The organism is Streptomyces daqingensis, assembly GCF_014645895.1.
GTDB lineage: Bacteria > Actinomycetota > Actinomycetes > Streptomycetales > Streptomycetaceae > Streptomyces > Streptomyces daqingensis.
In genome coordinates, this window is record NZ_BMMP01000002.1 from 530,561 (window position 1) to 545,972 (window position 15,412).

The 15,412-nt window shown below is 70.6% G+C and carries 15 protein-coding genes; 7 read left to right on the forward strand and 8 right to left on the reverse strand.

Annotated features, from left to right (window positions below):
- The first annotated feature begins 799 nt into the window (after positions 1–799).
- The 4 genes from IEY56_RS04755 to IEY56_RS04770 are packed head-to-tail and all read left to right on the forward strand — an operon-like array spanning position 800 to position 3,817.
- Positions 800–1,153 carry a hypothetical protein gene (locus tag IEY56_RS04755; RefSeq protein ID WP_189035761.1) on the forward strand — a complete coding sequence of 118 codons (354 nt, stop codon included), beginning with the start codon at positions 800–802 and terminating at the stop codon, positions 1,151–1,153.
- Positions 1,150–1,791: a DUF5819 family protein gene (locus IEY56_RS04760; protein ID WP_189035762.1), complete on the forward strand. Its 642-nt coding sequence runs from the start codon at positions 1,150–1,152 to the stop codon at positions 1,789–1,791. Before IEY56_RS04755 ends, IEY56_RS04760 begins: the two co-directional genes overlap by 4 nt.
- Positions 1,788–2,975 (forward strand): HTTM domain-containing protein, encoded by a 1,188-nt coding sequence (locus IEY56_RS04765; protein ID WP_189035763.1) that lies wholly within the window; start codon positions 1,788–1,790, stop codon positions 2,973–2,975. Before IEY56_RS04760 ends, IEY56_RS04765 begins: the two co-directional genes overlap by 4 nt.
- On the forward strand, positions 2,972–3,817 hold the full coding sequence (locus IEY56_RS04770; RefSeq protein WP_189035764.1) for a serine hydrolase domain-containing protein: 846 nt from the start codon (positions 2,972–2,974) through the stop codon (positions 3,815–3,817). Before IEY56_RS04765 ends, IEY56_RS04770 begins: the two co-directional genes overlap by 4 nt.
- Before the next feature lie 55 nt (positions 3,818–3,872).
- Here the strand turns inward: IEY56_RS04770 and IEY56_RS04775 are convergent, their stop codons facing one another.
- From IEY56_RS04775 to IEY56_RS04810, 8 genes are all read right to left on the reverse strand, one after another.
- The gene (locus IEY56_RS04775; RefSeq protein WP_189035765.1) at positions 3,873–5,324 is read right to left on the reverse strand and encodes a nucleobase:cation symporter-2 family protein; all 1,452 of its coding nucleotides are present in this window, start codon (positions 5,322–5,324) and stop codon (positions 3,873–3,875) included.
- A 217-nt stretch (positions 5,325–5,541) separates the two neighbouring features.
- The gene (locus IEY56_RS04780; RefSeq protein WP_189035766.1) at positions 5,542–6,936 is read right to left on the reverse strand and encodes an 8-oxoguanine deaminase; all 1,395 of its coding nucleotides are present in this window, start codon (positions 6,934–6,936) and stop codon (positions 5,542–5,544) included.
- Between the two features lie 155 nt (positions 6,937–7,091).
- Positions 7,092–8,015, reverse strand: a complete 924-nt coding sequence (gene pucL, locus IEY56_RS04785; protein WP_189035767.1) for a factor-independent urate hydroxylase — start codon at positions 8,013–8,015, stop codon at positions 7,092–7,094.
- A gap of 7 nt (positions 8,016–8,022) precedes the next feature.
- Positions 8,023–8,394: a hydroxyisourate hydrolase gene (uraH, locus tag IEY56_RS04790; protein WP_189035768.1), complete on the reverse strand. Its 372-nt coding sequence runs from the start codon at positions 8,392–8,394 to the stop codon at positions 8,023–8,025.
- The gene (gene uraD, locus IEY56_RS04795) at positions 8,391–8,912 is read right to left on the reverse strand and encodes a 2-oxo-4-hydroxy-4-carboxy-5-ureidoimidazoline decarboxylase (protein WP_189035769.1); all 522 of its coding nucleotides are present in this window, start codon (positions 8,910–8,912) and stop codon (positions 8,391–8,393) included. Before uraD ends, uraH begins: the two co-directional genes overlap by 4 nt.
- Positions 8,913–9,080: 168 nt before the next feature.
- Complete coding sequence (locus IEY56_RS28255; protein ID WP_229711598.1) at positions 9,081–10,586, reverse strand: serine/threonine-protein kinase; 1,506 nt, start codon at positions 10,584–10,586, stop codon at positions 9,081–9,083.
- A gap of 169 nt (positions 10,587–10,755) precedes the next feature.
- Positions 10,756–11,094, reverse strand: coding sequence for a helix-turn-helix domain-containing protein (locus IEY56_RS04805; RefSeq protein WP_189035861.1), 339 nt, complete (start codon positions 11,092–11,094; stop codon positions 10,756–10,758).
- Between the two features lie 53 nt (positions 11,095–11,147).
- Entirely contained in the window at positions 11,148–11,465 is a 318-nt protein-coding gene (locus IEY56_RS04810; protein WP_189035770.1) for a YkoF family thiamine-binding protein, read from the reverse strand.
- 249 nt (positions 11,466–11,714) lie between these two features.
- On the opposite strand from IEY56_RS04810, the gene IEY56_RS04815 reads away from it, so the two are divergent.
- The 3 genes from IEY56_RS04815 to gcl are packed head-to-tail and all read left to right on the forward strand — an operon-like array spanning position 11,715 to position 15,354.
- Positions 11,715–12,581 carry a TIM barrel protein gene (locus IEY56_RS04815; RefSeq protein WP_373292030.1) on the forward strand — a complete coding sequence of 289 codons (867 nt, stop codon included), beginning with the start codon at positions 11,715–11,717 and terminating at the stop codon, positions 12,579–12,581.
- A gap of 37 nt (positions 12,582–12,618) precedes the next feature.
- Complete coding sequence (locus IEY56_RS04820; RefSeq protein ID WP_268241312.1) at positions 12,619–13,629, forward strand: 2-hydroxy-3-oxopropionate reductase; 1,011 nt, start codon at positions 12,619–12,621, stop codon at positions 13,627–13,629.
- A gap of 3 nt (positions 13,630–13,632) precedes the next feature.
- Positions 13,633–15,354 (forward strand): glyoxylate carboligase, encoded by a 1,722-nt coding sequence (gene gcl, locus IEY56_RS04825; protein ID WP_229711599.1) that lies wholly within the window; start codon positions 13,633–13,635, stop codon positions 15,352–15,354.
- Positions 15,355–15,412 lie beyond the last annotated feature (58 nt).

The following is a 15,412-nucleotide window of genomic DNA, read 5'->3' on the forward strand; positions in this document are numbered from 1 at the left end:
CGACGGCGCGTGCCGTGCCCGGCGGCCTCGCGCGTCACCCGATGGGACCGCTCCGCCCCGGCCAGAGCGGCACGGCGGCGGCCGCAGGTGGCAGCGGGTCGCGGGCCCCGGCGGGGTGGAGGGAAGCGCACCCGGCTCCCGGGTCCAGGCGATGTTCCGCCCCGACGGCCGCCCGTAGTTTCGGCGCCATGACGACACACGAGCACACGACCGCAGGTCAAGGGAGGGCACGCCGCAGCGTGCTGCACGGGGTGCGCCGGCGGAAGCGATGACGGCGGGCGCTTTCCGAGAAGAAATTCCGAGAGCGCGGGAGGATTATTTATCCCTCAATCTCCTGGACGGCGGGACGGTCTCATTTTCAACGAAACGGAGCCGTCGGCAGATGCGCTTGAAGAAGGCCCGGAAATGACACTGCCGGGGCTTGATCTTGCCTGTAAGGAGGGTCACAGAATCATGGCCCTCCGTCGCAGAAGGCCAGCACGCAGAGGAACCGGAACCGGAAGCTTATCCCCCCGGTCCGAATGTCCCGGCATAAGCCACCCATTACAAGTCACCGCCGCGAAACGTGGTTTCTCCTGTCCTGGATCGTGTGTGAAGATCTTTTCGTGAACCCGCTCGACCGGGTTCGGTTCACGGCACCGCGGGGCGCCGTGAACCGGGCGGAGAGAACTCACCGCCCACTTCCGCGAGCACGGCACGGGGAAGAACGGGGACGGCGCCATTCGTCACAGCGACGGCCGTATCCCGAACGGATGCCGGCGCGGAGAAGAGTCAATTCGGAGATATTCAGGGGGATCTGATGAAGAAGAGAGCAATGGCCGCCGTCGTCGGCGCAGCGCTGGGAGTCGCGGCTCTCCTGGTGGCCACCCAGGGGTCCGCGCAGGCTGCGGCACCCGCGGAGACGAAGGCCGCTACCGCGGCGTCGGCCGGCGCACCGGCACCCGGTGAGCAGTCGCCGAAGGTCGTCGGAAGCGTGGCGGCGAAGGCGGCCAAAGCCGCGGGCAAGGCGGCCGGGAAGGCAGCCGTTCACGCTCGGGCGGCGGCCGGATCCGGGTCGAGCAACAATTCCCTGATCGGCAGCCTTTTCGGCGTCAAGCCTTCGCACGTGTCCGGACCGCAGGGCACGTCGGCGGAAGCAGTATTCGACCGGTGACGCGAAGGATCCGGAACATCAGGAGGGTGGCGCTGCTCTGCGGCGTCGCCCTCCTGGGCTCCCATTTCATGCTGGCGGCACTCTCCCAGGCTCCGCTGAGCCCGGCGAAGCTGCGTTATCACGGCCCGGTCAACGAGTATCTGGCACCCTACTTCACACAGAACTGGCTGCTGTTCGCCCCTGTTCCGCTCTCGGACGACCAGGGGATCCTGGCTCGCGCCAGGTGCGGAAGCGGCTCTGTCACGCGCTATTACGACGTCACTTCCCAGCACATCGAGAGAGTCCATGGGAGCCGCTTCTTCCCGTCGCGGATGTCACGGCTCGTGACCAATTCCCTGCAGCAGATCCACAACACCGACGAGGTGATGGAGCGGTACCGCGTGAAGGCGCAGAACGACAAGAAGCCGCTCCCCCCTCTCATGCCGCACGAGAAGGCCTCCCGCGACGAGGCCGTCGATTTCCTGTCGCGGTACGCCTCCGACCAGCATCCCCCCGCGTGCGGCGGTCGCCGGCCGCACGCGGTGCAGGTACGCATGTACGTGCACGAACTTCCCCCCTGGTCCAGGCGTGATCAGCCCGCGGACAGCGGGAAGGTCTCCGTCGAGGACTTCCCTTGGCGGGAGGTCGGGAGCCTGTGATCCGTAGCGCGATCGCCTCCCTCGACCGGATCGCCGCCCGCCCGTCCAGCACCGCTGGAGTGTCGGCGGCCCGCGTCCTCATGGGGTTCGTCGGCTTCATGTACTACGTCAGCCAGTACAAGGACCGCAGCTACCTGTTCGGCCCCGACGGGGTGCTTCCGCACCACGTCTTCGTCGAGCAGCTGGCCGACTCGGGCGCTTTCAGCATCTACTCGTGGAGCGGCTCACCGCTGTGGGCCGAAACCGTCTTCCACCTGGGGGCGCTGGCGGCCTTCTCGGTTCTGGTCGGGTTCGGCGGGCGGCTCGGACTCGCCGTGCACTGGGTGTTCCTCTGGTCGGTCTACCAGCGGCAGACGGCTTTGATCGACGGTGGCGACAACCTCGCGTACCTCGTCATTCCCATGCTCATGCTGACCCGCTGCTACGACCGCTTCTCGGTATCGACGGGCGCCGCGGCCGAGCTCTCCTGCCGTCTTCCCGAATGGGCGCGGAGCCTCTCAAGGCCCCTGCACACCCTGGGAGTCGGGGCGATAGCCGCGCAGATGTGCCTCATCTACGTGGTGAGCGGCCTCTACAAGGTGCAGGGGCCGATGTGGCAGGACGGGACAGCCCTCTTCTACATCCTCAGGGTTCCCGAATTCACGTGGCCGGGCGTCTCGGAGCATGTCTACGGCAATGAACTGCTCGTCTACCTCGGCACGTATTCGGCCACCCTGTTCCTCGTGTACTTCCCGCTGGGCGTCGATCGCGCTGCTCATGGGCCTGACCGGCTTCGCCCTCACCATGATCGCCTGCGACATGATCTTCCTCAGCAAAGAGATCGACAGGACCACGGCCTTCGCGCGCCGGGCCGGAGCTTCGCTCTCCCGTCCGAGAACGCGGTACGCGCCCTTCCCACGGAAGCGGTCCGCGAGCTGAAACGAGACGCCTGCATGATGGTGATCGCCGAACTCCTGAGCAACTTCTTCCCGCGTCGCCCCGCGAGGTTCCGCGAACACGTGCTCTCCTGCCTCTTCACGATCGTTCTGTCAGTGCTGGTGTGGGTGGCTGTCGCGCGGTTCTACGGCATGCGGACGGAGACGGTCGTCCAAGTGTCGTGCGTGCTCGCCGCGTTCGAGACCGTGGCCTACGCGGCAAGCCGGCTCATGTTCCGGCGCCGGGCGGGCGGAGAGGCGGAAACATGAGGTTTCCCGTGCCGCAGTGCGTGCTGGGCAGCGACGACGTCTGCGAGCCGCAGTCCCGCCACGGCCATGCTCCGGACGCCTTCGTCGAGATCGGTTCCCTCACGAAGGTGCTGACGGGAACGGCGCTGGCCCGGCTGGCCGACGACCGCGTGCTGGGCTTGGACGATCCCGTGGAACGCTGGGTCGGCGCTCCACGGGGCACCGGCATCACGCTGCGGCACCTGGTGGACCACACCTCCGGCCTGCCGCGCCTGCCTCCCGGCCCGCTGGACTCCGACCCGTATCTGAACTTCACGGACGCCGCGCTGCGCGATCTGCTGACACGGCTGGATGAGGTCGCCGTCGCTCCGCCGGGCGGTGAGGAGGTGTACTCCAACCTGGGTTACGCCGTACTCGGGGCGGTGCTGTCCGCAGCGGCGGGGCAGACGTTCGAGGACGTCGTCCGCACCCGCGTACTGGACCCGCTGGGTCTCGGCGACGGCTTCGCCGTGACGCCCCCCGCCGGCCGGCGCCTCGTCCCCACCGGCCTGTTCGGGCGTCCGAGGAGGCTGTGGACGACGAACGGCGCCGTACTGCCGGCCGCCGGCATGTGGGCCACGCCCCGCGCTGTCGACTCCCTGGTGCAGCAGCTCGTCGTCGACCGTGCCCTGGGCGACCCGGCCGGCAGCTGGCAGCGCAGCGGCCGGCTGCTCTGGCACGACGGCGCGACGCTCAACTCCTCCGTTTTCGCGGGGGCGTTCACTGACGGGGGCCGTCTGGTCGTCCACCGCCTCCACGGATCTCCGGAGAGGACGAAGCGCGTCGCGGTGCGGTACCTGCGGGCGGCACGCGGGCAGCGGTAGGGCCTGTGTCGCGGAGCTCAGCGGGTCCGCTGAGCTCCGCGACACAGGCCCCGGGTCACCTTCCCGAAGCCGGGTCCGTCCGGTCCTCGCGGGCGGGTCCCTCCTCCGCGGGGCCGGCGCCGTCGTCGCCGCGGCGCGAGCTCCGCCAGTGGTGGAAGACCAGGTTGAGCAGGACCGCCGTCGCGCAGCCCGTGGAGATGCCCGAGTCGAGGATGATGCGGGCGCTGCCGGGCAGCACGTGGTAGAAGTCCGGCGCGGCGACCGGGACGAGCCCCACCGCGAGGGACACCGCGACGATCACGATGTTGTCGTCGTTGCCGAGGTCCGCCCTGGCCAGGGTGCGTATGCCGCTCGCCGCGACGGAGCCGAAGAGGACGACGCCCGCCCCGCCCAGCACCGGCTGCGGCACGGTGGCGATGAGGGCGGCCGCCACAGGGCAGAGCCCCAGCAGGATCAGGATGCCGCCGCCCGCCGCGACCACCCAGCGGCTGCGGATCTTCGTCATCGCGACGAGGCCGATGTTCTGGGCGAAGGCCGTGGCGAGGAAGCCGTTGAAGAAGGGGCTGACGAAGGAGCCCAGGGTGTCGGCGCGGAGTCCGGCCGCGATGGTCTTCTCGTCGGCCGGGCGCTCCACGATCTCGCCCAGCGCCAGCATGTCGGCGGTGGACTCCGTCATCGAGACGAGCATGACGACGCACATCGAGACGATCGCGGCCACGGCGAACTGCGGCGCTCCGAAGTGGAACGGCGTGGGGAAGCCGACGAGTCCGGCGGACTTCAGCGCGCTGAAGTCCGTCAGCCCGACGGGTATCGCGATCAGCGTCCCCACGGCCAGGCCGATCAGTACGGCGATCTGCTTGACGAAGCCGCGCGTGAAGCGCCGCAGCAGCACCACGACGAGGAGCGTCACCCCCGCCATGGCGATGTTCTTCGCCGCGCCGAACGAGGGCTCCGCCGGGTCGCCGCCCTGCGCCCAGTTGAAGGCGACCGGCATGAGCGAGACGCCGATGAGGGTGATGACGGTGCCGGTGACCACCGGCGGGAAGAAGCGCACGAGCTTGCCGAAGTACGGGGCGACGACGAAGCCCAGCGCCGCCGCCACCATGCAGGCGCCGAAGATGACCGGCAGCGCGTTCTCGGCTCCCTCGGACTTGTTGATGGCGAGCATCGGGGCGACGGAGGCGAACGTCACGCCGTTGACGAAGGGCAACCGGGCGCCGATCTTCCACACGCCGACCGTCTGCAGCAGGGTCGCGACGCCTGCGAGGAAGAGGCTCGCGCCGGTGAGGAAGGTCAGTTCGGTGACGGAGAGGCCGACTGCCGCTCCGATGATGAGCGGGGGAGCCACCACGCCCGCGTACATGGCCGCGACGTGCTGCAGCCCGGTGGTGACGAGTCTGAGGGGCGGCAGCGTCTGGTCGACGGGGTGCCTGTCCTCTCGCGCCGGTGTGTGCGCGCTGTCCGGTTGCGTGCTGCTCCGGTCACTGGACCTGGGCTTCTCGGCCACGGCGGGGCCTCCTGGCGATCAGTCGATGCGGCCATCTGTCGATGAGGTCACGGTCATGCGGTTGTTCGCGTGCGCCGTACCGCCCGGGGTGCCGGACCGTCCCGGGACGTGAGGGGGTTGGGCCACGTCCCGGGAACGGCGGTGGTGTCGCTGGCCCGGCCGGGAGCCGTCCCTCCCGGCCGGAGTTCTTGTGGTGTCGTACCAGAGCGCGGCCGGTTCAGGCGCCGCCGGCCGCGATGTGGGACAGGCGGCGTGCCTGGTCACGGGCGTTGCGGGCCACGTCGTCCTCGTCGGCGTTGGTGAGCCGGCCGTCCTCGGCGACGGGGCGGCCGTTGACGAGGGAGAGCGTGACCGGTGCCGCCGCGCCGAGGACGAGCGCGGCGACGGGGTCGGCGATCGACGAGTGCCCGATGCCGTCCAGGCGCCACAACACGAGGTCGGCGAGTTTGCCGGGCTCCAGGGAGCCGATCTCCGCCTCCCTGCCGAGGACCCGCGCACCGCCGTAGGTGCCCAGGCGCAGCGCCTGGCGTGCGGTGAGCGCCTTCTCCTTGCGGGGGCCGAGCCGGTTGAGCAGGAGTGCGTTGCGCAGTTCGGTGTGGAGTTCGCCGGACTCGTTGGAGGCCGTGCCGTCCACGCCGAGTCCGACGGGGAGGCCGGCCGCGAGCATGTCCGGGACCCGGGCGATGCCCGCGGCGAGCCGGGCGTTGGACGACGGGCAGTGGGCGACGCCCGTGCCGGTGCGTGCGAAGGCGGCGATGTCGGAGTCGTTCATGTGCACGCAGTGCGCCATCCAGACGTCGTCGCCCAGCCAGCCCACCGATTCGAGGTAGTCGGTGGGGCCCATGCCGAACCGCTCGTGGCAGAACTTCTCCTCCTCCACGGTCTCCGAGCCGTGCGTGTGCAGCCGTACGCCCTTGCGCCGGGCCAACTCGGCGGCCTGGCGCAGCAGTTCCGTGGTGACGGAGAAGGGCGAGCAGGGGGCTACGCCGATGCGCAGCATGGAGTCGAACGAGGGGTCGTGGTAGGTGTCGACGGCCTCCTCGGTGGCGGCGAGCGCGCCGTCGGTGGTCTCCACCGCGAAGTCGGGCGGGAGCCCGCCGTCGGACTCCCCCAGGTCCATGGACCCGCGGGTCGGGTTGAAGCGGACGCCCAGTTCGCGTGCGGCGCGGATCTCGGCGCCGAGCAGGTCGCCCGCGCCGCGCGGGAAGACGTAGTGGTGGTCCATGGCGGTGGTGACGCCGCCGCGCGCCATCATGCCGAGCGAGCCGCGCGCGGCGGCGTAGACCATCTCCTCGTCGATGCGCGCCCAGGTGGGGTAGAGGGCGACGAGCCAGTCGAAGAGGTTGGCGTCCTGCGCCAGACCGCGGGTGAGCCACTGGTAGAAGTGGTGGTGGGTGTTGACGAGTCCCGGCGTGACGAGGTGTCCCGTCCCGTCGACGCGCCGCACGACACCCGTCAGACCCTCGGGCGCCGCTCCGGCGCCGACGGACTCGATCCGGTTCCCCGCGACGACCACGTGGCCCGCGGCGTGTTCGGTGTCGTGCGCGTCGACGGTTGCGACGGCGCAGTTCTCGATGACTACGCGCTCGGTCGTGCCTGCCGTGTCGGCCATGTGTACGTCCTCGGATGCGGGTCGCGTGACGATCGGGGTGGAGGGGCCGGGGGTGGGAGCGGCCCGGGGTCCGGGGTGGGAGGCGGATCGGGAGGTGGGCCCGTGCCGGGAGCCGGCCCGTGCGGGGGTGTGCGGGGCCGGCTCCCGTACGGGGCTCAGAGGTTGGTCATGTCCACCGGTATCCGCGCCTGGGCTCCGTCCCGCAGGACGGTCGCCTCGATGAGCCCGTACGGGCGGTCGGCGGCGAGGTAGACGGCTCCGTCGGCGGCCTCGTTCTCGATGCCGAAGACCTTCAGGTCCGCCTTGAAGTGGTGCTTGTTGGGCATGGAGAAGCGGATCTCGTCCAACTCGTCCCGCCCTTCGATGACTTGGGACCCCATCTCGTAGAGCGTCTGCTGCAGGGAGAGGGAGTAGGTCTCGGCGAAGGCCCGCAGCAGGAGCGTCCGGACGCCGGCGTAGCACTCGTCCCAGTCGGGCGGCGTGCCCTCGCCGTTCCAGTTGTGCCGCCACACGGCGCTGACCTCCGTGGCGAGGATGCGGTCGTAGTCCTCTTCGAGCGTCGTGTACCTGTCCTTGATGTATCCCCAGAACTCCGAGTCGGTGGAGTTGAGGACGGTCAGGCCCTTGAGCCCGCCGAGCACCTCGAGGCTTCCGCCGTCGCGGCTGTCGTAGGTGATCTGCGCGGTGCGGATCTCGCCTCCGTTGCGCACGAAGGAGTGCGGGGCGTCGCCGCCCGAGGTGGCGATGCGGTCCCACGCGTACTCCTCGATGCGGATACGCGCCGTGGTGATGGGTTCGGTGCTGTCCACGAAGTGCCGGGCCAGTGCGATGCCGAAGTCCTCGGCCGTCCGGATGCCGTGCTCCTTGGCGAAGGCGAAGACGGTGTTCTTCGTGGTGTCCGTCGGCAGGACGTGCGCGTTGGAGCCGGAGTAGTGCACCTCGTCCAGGTCGCCGCTGAGGGCGACGGAGACGTTGAGGTCCTTGATGTGGTGGGTCCCGCCGTCCCTGGTGATCTTGACGACGCGGTTCTCCGCCTTGCCGTACTGGTTCTGGCCGAGAACCGTGATCGGGCTTGCCATATCGCTGTCAGCTCCCTCGGTATACGGAGTAGCCGAACGGGTTGAGCAGCAGCGGCACGTGGTAGTGCTCGCCCGCGGCGACGGCGAAGACCACGGTCACCTCGGGGAAGAAGCTGTGCGGACCGCCGTCGCTCCCCTTGCTCCGCAGGTAGGGCTCCACCTCGAAGGTGAGCCGCGCGTGTGTGGCACCTCCGGGCAGCGCCGGAAGGTCCTTGCAGCGTCCGTCGCCGTCCGTACGGGACGTGGCGTGCGCGCTCCACTCGGCGTCACGGCCCGTACGCACCGACAGCTCGACGGCGACGTCCGGGGCGGGACGGCCGGCGCTGGTGTCCAGGATGTGCGTGGAGACCGAGGCCGCGGTCGTGTCTGCCTTGCTCATGCTCGCTGGGGTTCCCTCTCCGCGAGTCCGCTCAGGCGGATCCTGTTGATCTTCGTCAGTTCGGTTCGTACGTTCTCGCGTTCCGCTTCCGGGGAGTTGGCCAGCCGCGCGCGGGCGGCGTCCCGCATCTGCTCCGCCGTCAGGCCCGTGGCGCATATGAGGAAGACGTGCCCGAACTTCTCCTGGTAGGCGAGGTTCAGCTGGAGCATCTCCTCCTTCAGCTCCTCCGGCGCCCCTGCCATGCCCCGCTGCTCCCGTGCGGAGGCCGCGTCCCCGGGCTCGGGACGGCCGATCGGGGGATGGCCCGCCATCGCCTCCGCGAGGCCGCCGGTGTCGAGCGCGGCCGTCGCGTCGTCGCTCGCGGCGAGCAGATCCTCCGTGCCGGCGTACGGGCGGCGGGCGAGCACCGTCCCGATCCAGGAGCGCGCGGTGCAGACGGACCGGAGCGCGGCGCGGGCGTCGCTCTCGGTGGACGAGTTCAGCCAGGTCAGGCCTGGTGCTGCGGGGGAAGCTGTCACTGAGGGACCTCCGGGGGCCTCCGAAGCGGTGCTGCTCTCCGGCTGGGAACAGCTAAGACCCCCGCGACGCCAGACGTCAACACTTTGTTGAAGTTTGCCGCCGCGAGAAGCTCCTACCGCACCGCTCGGGCCCGAAGGACAACCCGTCCGCCCACAAGGCCAGGCCCGTCACCGCGTGAAGCGGAACGTCTGCTGGTACCGGCCTCCCGCCAGGCTGCGCAGCGCCGACTCCAGGCCGTTCTCGCGATCCCTCGTCTCCTGCTTCGCGGCCGAGGCGATCGTGCACTTCAGCACGCCGTCGCCGGCGCGCAGCGGGCGCGGGACCCGCACGTCCGCCCCTTCGGCCAGATGGGCCGTCAGGGCGAGCCCCCGCTCGTTCTTCTCCTTCACGAACGTGACCGACGCGACGTCCCGCCACGGCACCGTGAGGGTACGCGATCCGTGCCGCAGCGAGAGCCCGTCCGCAGCCACCCGCACCGTCCTGGCCCTCAGCAGCGGGAACGCGGCCTTCACCCCGTAGATCAGGTACAGCATGGTGGTGAGGAACGCGCACGTGGACGCCACCTTCATGACATCGGACACTCCCCCCGCCACGAGAAGCAGGACGTCGATCGCCGCGGCCCACGTCAGCGGCCCGCGCACTCGGCGCCAGAACACTTTGGCACCCCACTCCCCGGCCGCGAACACACCGCCCCCCGGCGGCAGTTCACTCTCGGGCTCGAAGGCGGCCCCATGCGCGATCAGCTCCTGCGGCCCGGTCTCCGCCTCGCCGTCGGCATTCGGTTCGCCCCGCCCCGCGCCGGTGGGCTCGACGTCCGGGAGGGCTCCGTGCGGGAAGGCATCGTCCGGCGGCGGCTGCTGGCTCGCGAGACGCGTGACGAGTCCGTCGGCGGAGGGCCGGTCCTCAGGGGCCTTCCGCAGGCACTCCTCAGCCAACTCCCGCAAGCTGTGCGGGAGTCGGCTGAGGTCGGGCTCCTCGTACACGACCCGGAAGAGCAGCGCGTGCGAGGGCCCGTCACCGAAGGGGCCCGCGCCGGTGGCCGCGTACACGAGGAGGGCGCCCAGGGAGAAGACGTCGGCGGCGGGACCGGCGGCCTGCCCCAGCGCCTGCTCGGGGGCCATGAAACCGGGGGTGCCCAGGACGGTCCCCACCCGGGTCAGGTCGGTCGCCTCGGCGGTCTCCAGCGTCTCGAGGGCCTTGGAGATGCCGAAGTCGATGACCCGCGGGCCGTCGTCGAGGAGCAGGACGTTGGACGGCTTGAGGTCGCGGTGCACGAGGCCGCTCTTGTGGAAAGACGCGAGGGCCTCGGCCAGGCCGCCGCCGAGCCTGCGCACCTCCCACTCTCCCAACGGGCCCTGGCGGGCGACGCGTTCGGAGAGCGAGACGCCGTCGACGTACTGGCTCGCGATCCACGGCACCCGGGCGTCGGGGTCCGCGTCGACGACCTGAGCGGCCCAGAAGCCGCCCGCCCGCATCGCGAGTTTCGCCTCGCGCCGGAAGCGGGCGCGGAACCCCGGGGAGGACGCCAGGTCCTCCCGTACGAGCTTCACGGCGACCCGCCGCCCCGCCGGGGACTCACCGAGGAACACCCGGCCCATACCGCCCGAACCCAGGCGGTGCGTCAACCGGAACGGACCGACGACTCGCGGGTCCCCGGCTTCCAACGGCTCCATCAGTCCCCCAAATTGCTGCGGTCTCGCCCCGACGCGGTGCGCTCACCCTAGTGATGTCGTCCCGCGCCGACTCCGCGGTTCCGAAGATCCCCTGGAAGCGGAGGCCCGCCCACGCGCAGGCACGACGCCGCTCGGCGGGCCGCAGCGCGGCGCGGCATGTCAGGGCGCGTCATTCTTCGTCGCGGCGCTTCTCGGCGCGCTTCTCCTCCTGGGAGTTGATGTAGTTGTAGACGGTGAACCGGCTGACGCCGAGGGCGCCGGCCACGGTCTCCACGCCATGCCGTACGGAGAACGCGCCGCGGGTCTCCAGCAGGCGCACCACCGACTGCTTCGCCTTGCGGTCGAGCTGGGCCAGCGGCATGCCGTGGCGGCGCTCCAGCTCGGCCAGGATGTGGTCGAGGGAGTCCGAGAGGTGCGGCAGCCGGACGGCGAGGACGTCCCGCCCCTCCCAGGCGAGCACCACGTCGTCGCCCTGCGCCTCCTCGGGGGCGATCATCTCGCCGCCCATCGCGTCCACGAGGGGTTTGACCGCGGCGGCGAACCTGTCCTGCTCGCTGCCGCTCACGCGCTGCCCCGGGGGCGCTCGGAGGGGGTGCCGCCGGAGGGGCTCCCGCCGGACGGGCCGGCGCCGCTCGCGCCGTCGTCGACGACGTTGACCTGCAGCGAGATACGCGTGGCCCCGGCCTCCAGGGACTCGCGGAGCAGGGAGTCGACCACGCTCAGCACCTGCTCGGCCGCCCCTTCGGCGGTGTTGCCGAACGGGCCGACGTCCACCGAATCGAGCTGCGCCGCCTGCACGACCTGGCGGGCCACCAGCGCGTGGTCCGGGGCCTCGTCCAGATCGAAGGGCTCGGTCGTGAACTCAACTCGCAATCGCACACGGCCAACCTACGCGAACCCGCCGCATCCCAGCCATCGGAAGGCGGAGGCCGGGCACGCGGAGCGGCCGGACGGGCGCGCTCGGGCACGCACGGAGCGGCACAGAGCCAGCACAGACCCCTTGACAGCTTCCGGGATGCGAGAGCAGTCTTCCATAAAGTAGAAACACGCTTCCACAATACGGAAACAACCCGCCGCCATCCTCGGACTGCCGCGCACCCCCGGGACTCACGAAAGAAGGCGATCGCCGTGGCCCCCGATCCCGCCCGCTCCACCGCCCCGATCGGCACGAAGCACCGCTTCACCGTCAACCTCTCGATCCTCTTCACCGAACTGCCGCTGCTGCAGCGCCCCGCCGCGGCAGCCGCCGCCGGCTTCACGGCGGTCGAGCTGTGGTGGCCGTGGCCGGACTCCCCCGTACCGCCGAAGTCCGAACTGGACGCGCTGCGACGGGCGTTGACCGACGCCGGCACCCGCCTGACCGGGCTGAACTTCTACGCGGGGCAGCTCCCCGGCCCGGACCGCGGAGCGCTCTCGGTGCCGGGCGAGGAGTCGGAGAAGTTCCGCCGCAACGTCGAAGTGGCCGCGGAATTCGCGCAGTCCACGGGATGCACGGCGCTGAACGCCCTGTACGGCAACCGGGTCCCGGGAGCCGACCCGGCCGACCAGGACCGGCTCGCCCTGGAGAACCTGACGCTTGCGGCCCGCGCCGCCCACGACGCCGGTGCGGTGCTGCTCGTCGAGGCGCTCAACGCCGTCGAGTCGCCCGGCTGCCCGATCGTCAGCGCGCCCAAGGCCGTCGAGGTCGCCGACGCGGTCGACGCGGCCACGGGTCTGGGCAACGCGAAGTTCCTGATGGACCTGTACCACCTGGCCATGAACGGCGAGGACCTCCACAAGGTCATCGACGGCTACACGGAGCGGACCGCGCACGTGCAGATCGCCGACAGCCCGGGCCGGGGCGCCCCCGGCTCAGGAGAGCTGGACTTCGACGACCTGCTCGGCCGCCTCACCGCCGCCGGCTACGAGGGCCTCGTCGGCCTGGAGTACAAGCCGGGCGACCGGCCGAGCGAAGCCGCCTTCGACTGGCTGCCGCGCGCCCTGCGCTCCGCCTGACGGACCCGCCCGCCGCGCCCCGCCACCCCTCGTCCCGCTGCAACGCCGCCCCCTCGTCGTCACCTCACCCGTCTCCGCAAGCCCTCCCGTCTCCGCAGCCCGCGACACCGAAAGGCAGTCCCGCATGCCCGTCACCACCACCGCGCCGCACACCGCGGAGCGCACGAAGATCGGCTTCATCGGACTCGGCATCATGGGCACGCCCATGGTGCGCAACCTTCTGGCCGCCGGTTACCGCGTCACGGCCTTCGACCTCGACCCGGCGCGGGTGAAGGCCGTCGCCGCGGACGGAGCCGAGGCCGCCTCCTCCATCCCGGAGGCGGTGCGCGACGCCGACGTCGTCATCACCATGGTCCCCGCCTCCCCTCAGGTCCAGGAGGTGGTCCTGCACGAGGGCGGCGTCCTGGAGCACATCCCCGCCGGGGGCCTCCTCGTCGACATGTCCTCGATCACTCCGCAGACCTCCGTCGACGTGGCGAAAGCCGCCGCCGCCAAGGGAGTCCGGGTGCTCGACGCCCCGGTCTCCGGGGGCGAGGCCGGAGCGGTGGAGGGCGTGCTGTCCATCATGGTGGGCGGTGAGCGTGAGACGTTCGAGGCCGCCGCTCCCGTCCTGGAGACGCTCGGCAGGACGATCGTGCTGTGCGGGCCGCACGGCTCGGGTCAGACCGTGAAGGCCGCCAACCAGCTGATCGTCGCCGTCAACATCCAGGCCGTCGCGGAGGCCGTGGTCTTCCTGGAGAAGTCGGGTGTCGACCTGGACGCCGCGCTCGACGTGCTGAACGGGGGCCTCGCGGGCTCCACGGTGCTCACCCGCAAGAAGGAGAGCATCCTCGCGGGCGACTTCCGCCCCGGCTTCAAGATCGACCTGCACCACAAGGACATGGGCATCGTCACCGACGCCGCGCGCAACGTCGGCGCCGCCGTGCCCGCCGGAGCGCTGCTGGCCCAACTCGTCGGCGCGCTGCGGCAGCAGGGCGACGGAGGCCTCGACCACTCGGCCCTCGTACGCGGCGTGCGGCGCCTTTCGGGCGAGAAGACGGAGGGCTGAGCCATGGCCCCCAGCAGGATGCCCGCCATGAACGCCGCGGTCTCCATCATGGTCGACGAGGGCGTGGACATCGCCTTCGGCTGCCCCGGCGCCGCGATCCTCCCGCTGTACAAGGCGATGGAAGTGGACGGCCGCATACAGCACTTGACCGTCCGCCACGAGGAGGGCGCCGCCCACATGGCCGACGGCTGGGCCCGTACGAACGGCAAGACCGGTGTCGCCATCGCCACTTCGGGGCCGGGCGCCACCAACCTGGTCACCGGTCTCTACACGGCGCAGGCGGACTCGATCCCCATGGTCTGCCTGACGGGACAGGCGGTCTCGCCCAAGCTCCACCAGGAGGCCTTCCAGGCGGTCGACATCGTCGAGATCGCCAGGCCCGTCACCAAGTGGGCAGTGCAGGTCAAGGAGGCGGCGCAGATCCCGTGGGTCTTCCGCGAGGCCTTCAGGACCGCCCGCACCGGACGGCCCGGACCGGTCCTGATCGACCTGCCGCTGGACATCGCGAAACGGGAGATCACCTACGACGCGGAGATCGACACCAGGCTCCCCGTCCCCGCCGTCGAACCCCATCCGCCGCGCGTGGAGCGGGCGTTGGACATGCTGCTCGCGGCCGAGCGGCCCCTGATCCTGGCCGGCGGGGGCGTCATTCTGGCCGACGCGGGAGCCGAGCTGCGCGAACTCGTGGAGGAGTTGCGCGTTCCCTTCCAGGTGACGCTGATGGGCAAGGGGGTCATCGAGGACGACCACGAACTCAACCTGGGCACCACCGGCATCCAGACCTCACAGCGGTACGCCAACGCCTCGTTCCTGGAGGCCGACTTCGTACTGGCCGTCGGCGCGCGCTTCGGCGACCGGCACACGGGCGCGGACATCGGCGTCTACCGGGGCGAACGCACCTTCGTTCACGTCGACATCGAACCCGGCCAGATCGGGAAGGTCTTCGAACCCGACCTCGGCATCGTCTCCGACGCCGGACTCTTCCTCGCGGCGCTGCTCTCCGAGGCCCGTAAACGGGGGGCCGCGGCGGACGTCGAGGACTGGGTCGGCCGCTGCAAGGAGCTGAAGCGGACCCTGGTGCGCCGGGAGGACTTCGGCTCGACGCCGGTGAAGGCGCCCCGCGTCTACAAGGAGATCAACGAAGTCTTCGACGAGGACACCTACTTCGTCACCGCCATCGGGCTCTACCAGATCTGGGGCGGCCAGCATCAGAAGGCGTACCTGCCGCGCCACTACCAGATCTGCGGCCAGGCGGGCCCCCTCGGCTGGGAGGTGCCCGCGGCCATCGGCGTCAAGAAGGCGCTGGAGGGCATGGGCCGGCCGGACGCCGAAGTCGTGGGCGTCGTGGGCGACTACGGCTTCCAGTACCTCGTGGAGGAGCTTGCCGTGGCGGCGCAGTACGACGTGCCGTACGTGCTGGTGATGCTCAACAACGAGTACCTGGGGCTCATCAGGCAGGCAGAGATCGGATTCGGCATGAACTACCAGGTCGACATCCACTACGACGAGTTCGGCACCGACAACGTCAAGCTCATGGAGGCGTACGGCTGTTCGGGCCGGCGCGTGTGGGACCCGGAGGAGATCTCCCCCGCGCTCCAGTGGGCACGAAAGGAGGCCGCCGCCACCTCGCGGCCCGTCCTGGTGGAGATCATGATCGAGCGGGAGGCCAACACGCCGCACGGCCCGGACATCGACGCCGTGAAGGAGTTCGAACCCGCCGACTGACGCCTGTGGAGGGCCACTCGGCCTCCTCCGGGCGGCCACCCGGTCCTCCGTCTTTCTC